Annotated in this window: 5 protein-coding genes; 4 read left to right on the top strand and 1 reads right to left on the bottom strand. The window is 52.7% G+C overall.

The window, feature by feature from the left end; all coding sequences use genetic code 11:
- Positions 1-96: 96 nt before the first annotated feature.
- The gene (locus K6T12_RS21165; RefSeq protein WP_222224964.1) at positions 97-339 is read right to left on the bottom strand and encodes a hypothetical protein; all 243 of its coding nucleotides are present in this window, start codon (positions 337-339) and stop codon (positions 97-99) included.
- 211 nt (positions 340-550) lie between these two features.
- Between K6T12_RS21165 and K6T12_RS21160 the strand changes: the two genes are divergently transcribed.
- From K6T12_RS21160 to K6T12_RS21145, 4 genes are all read left to right on the top strand, one after another.
- Positions 551-1,099, top strand: a complete 549-nt coding sequence (locus K6T12_RS21160; protein WP_222224963.1) for a recombinase family protein — start codon at positions 551-553, stop codon at positions 1,097-1,099.
- Between the two features lie 153 nt (positions 1,100-1,252).
- A complete protein-coding gene (locus K6T12_RS21155; protein WP_222224962.1) occupies positions 1,253-1,864 on the top strand; it encodes a KilA-N domain-containing protein in 612 nt (203 codons plus the stop codon).
- A 113-nt stretch (positions 1,865-1,977) separates the two neighbouring features.
- Positions 1,978-3,141 carry an AlbA family DNA-binding domain-containing protein gene (locus K6T12_RS21150; RefSeq protein ID WP_222224961.1) on the top strand — a complete coding sequence of 388 codons (1,164 nt, stop codon included), beginning with the start codon at positions 1,978-1,980 and terminating at the stop codon, positions 3,139-3,141.
- Positions 3,142-4,073: 932 nt separating this feature from the next.
- Positions 4,074-4,550, top strand: a complete 477-nt coding sequence (locus K6T12_RS21145; RefSeq protein ID WP_222224960.1) for a ribonuclease H family protein — start codon at positions 4,074-4,076, stop codon at positions 4,548-4,550.
- Positions 4,551-4,696: the final 146 nt, after the last annotated feature.

Genomic DNA, 4,696 nt, shown 5'->3' with positions numbered 1-4,696 from the left:
GTTTTGATGGATTTTGCGGCTTCGCGAGCGAAGGCCTCCAGTTGCTTCTTGTCCATACTGCCTATCCTTAGCCATTGCTGGCTCCATGATAGGCAGTTACACAGTTTTATCTACAGTCTCTTTATCTCCGCAGCTTGGGGCAATGGTTTTCACAGCTAAGGCGGAGTACTCCAGTTCATTGAAGGTATCATATTCAAAGCACCGCTTACCTGTAAGCTTGTTGGCTTTAATCGTATATGCAATCCCGTTAATTGGCTTGGCTTGGTACTCGTACACCTGCGAGAAAGCCAGTACACACAAGGCCATCGTAGCTATAACTGCACATCCTTTGTAAATCACAGCCCTCTATCCTTGTCCTAATGAACGGGCTCTCGATTCTTCACCCCTTCCCTCAGCAAATCAAGTGGTTATTTCGGATCGTCCCACTGGGTAAACTGGTGCGAGGCGTCGAGGCGAGACGCTTTAATCGTACCAAGAGGGTTGAAAGTAGGATTTTGGGACGGTAGGCTTCTTGGGTCTAGAGCCTATTGGTACGCAAGGAGACATCCCAATGCCCGTTTATGGATATGCCCGAGTCAGCAGCACAGACCAATCCCTGGACATCCAGAAGGAACGTCTGGAAGCCCACGGCTGCACCGTGATTCGCTCCGAGAAGGTGTCAGGCACTAGCCGAGCCGGTCGGTCAGAGCTGGACTTGATTCTGGAGTTGATCCAGGAGGGGGATACCCTGGTGGTCACTAGGATTGACCGATTGGCCCGAAGTCTGAAGGATTTACAGGACATCGTTCACGATCTGAAAGCGAAGGGGGCGTTCCTACAGGCTACGGACCAGTCCATAGATACCAGCAATGCAGCCGGTAAGGCGTTCCTCGATATGCTGGGTGTCTTTGCAGAGTTCGAAACCAACCTGAGACGTGAGCGCCAGATGGAGGGCATCGCCAAGGCCAAGGCCAAGGGCGTCTACAAGGGCCGCAAGCCGACAGCCAGAGAGAAGGCTGAGGACGTAAAGCGCTTGAAGTCCGAAGGCATGGGAGCCACTGAGATCGCCCGTGAGCTGAGTATTGGTCGGGCTTCTGTCTATCGCATCCTTGCGGAGTAAGTCGCTCACAGACGATTCTGGGAGGTCTCAGAGACGGTCTCCCAGGCCCTCGTTCGTGTGTTCCTGATCTATCGTTTTCCACCCATATTCAGCAGTCCCTGTTACCCGTGTTGATCAGTGCTCCTGGTGGTCTTCAGCCCTGGAGACAACACCATGAACAACACCGAACTGACCATTGGCAACATCGAGATCACCCGCGATTCCGAAGGGCGTTACAACCTGAACTCATTGCACCGGGCCAGTGGTGGGAGCATGAGTAAGCAGCCCACCAACTGGCTCCGACTGGATTCTACCCAGGAACTGATCGACGAACTTAATTCATCAGATGTGATGAATAAGGAAACCATCGTTCGTTCCCCTGGCCGCTATGGCGGTACCTTCGCCATCGAAGAGTTGGCCGTGGCTTATGCCAACTGGATCAGCCCTGCCTTCTATGTGGAGGTGATCCGTACCTTCCTGGCTGAGCGTAAGTCGGTAGCTCCGGTTCAACCTACAGCCCAGCCTCAGCTGACTCAGATTCAACTGATCGCCCAGGTAGCAGCCAACATGGCAGCCCAGGAACAGCAGTTGGCCCACCACGAAGAACGCCTGGGTGAAATGGAACACCGTCTGGACACGGGTGGTTGTGACGCCGGTTTCATCAAGTTGCGTGATGCCCGCCGCAAGTATGGCCGTGGTCTGTCCGAACGGATGTTCCTGGATGTCCTGGCGGTCGCTCCGCCGGGCCCCATCTGCCACAACCTTGATGGTCATTACAGCGCCTAGTAGATTGAGCTTGGATGTATGTATACCTCCCAATAAAATCACCCTAGCCCTAGGGGACGCTGCCTGAGGGGTTACGCAATGAATATGTTTTGCCAAGCAGCCAAGGATTACCCATGATCAGTGACGAATTGTTGGAACGGCTACGTTATAAGGGCGAAGGAGCCGATCTGGACTTCAAGCAGGCTCAGTATCGGTTCATCGGTGCCAATGACCACGAGAAGTCCGAACTCCTCAAGGATATTTTGGCAATAGCCAATGCTTACCGCGATGGTCCCGGCTACATTCTGATTGGATTCAAGGATCAGGCCCCCCATCCAGCTGAAGTGGTGGGTATCTTGCCCTCAGATCACATCGATGACGCCGCCCTCCAACAGTTTGTCAACAGCAAGGTGCAGCCCAAGTTAGAGTTCCGCTATGAGGAACGCCTGTTCGATGGCAAGACGGTCGCTGTTATCGCCATTCCCAAGCAGCAACGGCCGTTCTATCTCAACAAAAAGTTCGGAAAGCTAAAAGAATCTGCGGTCTACGTCCGCCGGGGAAGTTCTACGGACGAAGCATCTCCAGTGGAAGTGGCGCGGATGGGACGAGACGATACAGAGAAGGGCGATCCCCGGATTGAGTTGTCCGTGCAGAATGAGCGGAATCGACCATTACCAAACAACTTCGACTTGAGCTTCTATCGCTTTGACTTCGATAAGTTACCGGATTATGAGAGCCGCATAAAGGTGCGTATATCCGAGGGAATTACCACCAGTATGCCATCGATAGGCCTCGTCAATCGCAACTACTGGCGCGATGCAGCAAAGTACTGCTTATACCAGCACCGCCTAATCCAAGTGAGGCTGTCCCTTGTCAATCGATCTGATTTTCCTCTCTCTGATGCGAAGCTAGAAGTTACTTGTACTAAGCCTGAAGGGAAGCGCGTAGTAATGATGCCAGCTGCCAACCTTCCCCAAGAGCCGGACTCTTCTGCATCGGCGCTCATTCAAGGGGCTTCCACTATGATTGACCGTCTGAAGGAGCAAATTATGGTAGATGATCGAGGCAGTGTGCCCGTATGCCATATTCGCTTAGGGACCTTGCTGCCCGGAGAAGAGGGAAGGGTTCGCGACGATTTGGCAATCCTGGCCTCTGGGCCTGGCACCTACAAGCTCCGGGTTCGCATCCTAGCGGGCGAGATCAACCCCCCCATAGAGGAAGAACATATGATGACGCTATCAGGTCAAGAATGCGAAATGGACCTCGAAGGCCTGAAGAAACTAATGTTTTCCGAGTAACTGACGGCTTTCAAACGCGGCATCTTTTGTAACCTTCGCGTAGTCCTAGGGGAGCCGTGGTTTGGGTGAGGACGAAAAGGGTACTCGGAAAGTGAGTACCCTTGATGGTCCACAAGCTAACACCGTACCCTCAGAATCTGGCCTGTATGCCGCACCCTCCGCTCTGAAGTCCTGTTTGCCAAGCCACTCCGTAAGTGGATCACTGGTACCGATCCAGAAGCTGGCCCTTTAGTCCAACAAGCGGATGATCCAGCAGGCTCTGTAGAGTGGTCTGAAGCTTGGTCTTGGATGGTGGTATCTGGGCGGTGTAGGTTACTGGACACTTTAGATAGACGGGGGGCGTCCCTCAGACATCTATAGGAATCCTGAAGAATCCCTTGGTCCTCCCTCGGATAGTGATCCCAGAGTTGATACCCGAGAAAGATACCCCTGAAGGTAAGACCGAAAGACATCTCTTAGAAGGGGGAGGTCTCTTTACCATATTAAGCCTCCAGAGTCCAAAGAAATAATTATATTTCCAACATTGGAAGTAGTTCCCCTTCAGCTTGGTCTAAAAGCCCCAAATCAGGGGCATCCCTATTTTCACTCTTGAAACTAACAAAATTATGTGCTTTTCGCTCTCTAGACTCTCTGTCTGTTCAGTTGTAGGTTCGCAGCTTCCGTATTAATTCAAGGGAGTATAGATCATGCGGATCATCATAAATGACTTTGAGTTTGAGGTCGGTTTTGTTGGCATTTTCATTCATCTGCCGTACATAGGCGAAGGAAGCATTGGGTACTGTGGTGGTGCCCACTGGTGTAGCTGGAAGCGGCTCAAGGCGTTACGTGGCGGTCGTTCCTGATCACCATTCCCACACATCCCCCTCTTACATCCAAGGGCTGGCCGCAACGGCGTAAGACCGGCCTTTCTTTTCGCCAGGAGTAGTACCTGAATGATCCACGTTTATACCGACGGTGCCTGCAAGGGCAACCAAGATACGTTCCATAACGGTGCCGGTTGGGGTGTCGTTATATTCGAGCCCGAGACAGGCCGTGAGCTGCACCTGTGGGGCACGGAAGAAGGCCATGCAACCAACAACACCATGGAACTCCAAGGCCCCATAGAGGCCCTGAAGTGGCTTAAGAAGCGCACCCAGGAGCAGATTACCGTTCACAGTGACTCTAACTACGTGGTTCAGGGGATGAACCAGTGGGTTGAGGGTTGGAAGGCCAAGGACTGGAAGAAGTCAGACAAGAAGCCCGTGTTCAACAAGGAGCTATGGATGGAGCTGGAGGCCCTGGCAGAGCCCCTGAATATCCAGTGGGTTCACGTCAAGGCTCACAACGGCGACCGCTGGAATGAACTGGCGGATGAACTGGCAAACCGTGGAGCGTCCGGCAAGAACGGCACCCAGTGGATCAAAAAGTAAACCTCACCCCCCAGTCATCGGCAGAGAGACTGTAGATAAAACTGTGTAACTGCCTATCATGGAGCCAGCAATGGCTAAGGATAGGCAGTATGGACAAGAAGCAACTGGAGGCCTTCGCTCGCGAAGCCGCAAAATCCATCAAAACC

This window comes from Marinobacterium arenosum, assembly GCF_019795155.1.
Classification (GTDB): domain Bacteria; phylum Pseudomonadota; class Gammaproteobacteria; order Pseudomonadales; family Balneatricaceae; genus Marinobacterium_C; species Marinobacterium_C arenosum.
The sequence above is the reverse complement of the archived record's forward strand: the minus strand, read 5'-3'. Positions and strand labels throughout refer to the sequence as shown.

What these genes read in the sequence shown, in the direction of transcription:
- K6T12_RS21160 (WP_222224963.1), top strand. Translation starts at nt 551, where the DNA reads ATGCCCGTTTATGGATATGCCCGAGTCAGCAGCACAGACCAATCCCTG.
- K6T12_RS21155 (WP_222224962.1), top strand. Translation starts at nt 1,253, where the DNA reads ATGAACAACACCGAACTGACCATTGGCAACATCGAGATCACCCGCGAT.
- K6T12_RS21150 (WP_222224961.1), top strand. Translation starts at nt 1,978, where the DNA reads ATGATCAGTGACGAATTGTTGGAACGGCTACGTTATAAGGGCGAAGGA.
- K6T12_RS21145 (WP_222224960.1), top strand. Translation starts at nt 4,074, where the DNA reads ATGATCCACGTTTATACCGACGGTGCCTGCAAGGGCAACCAAGATACG.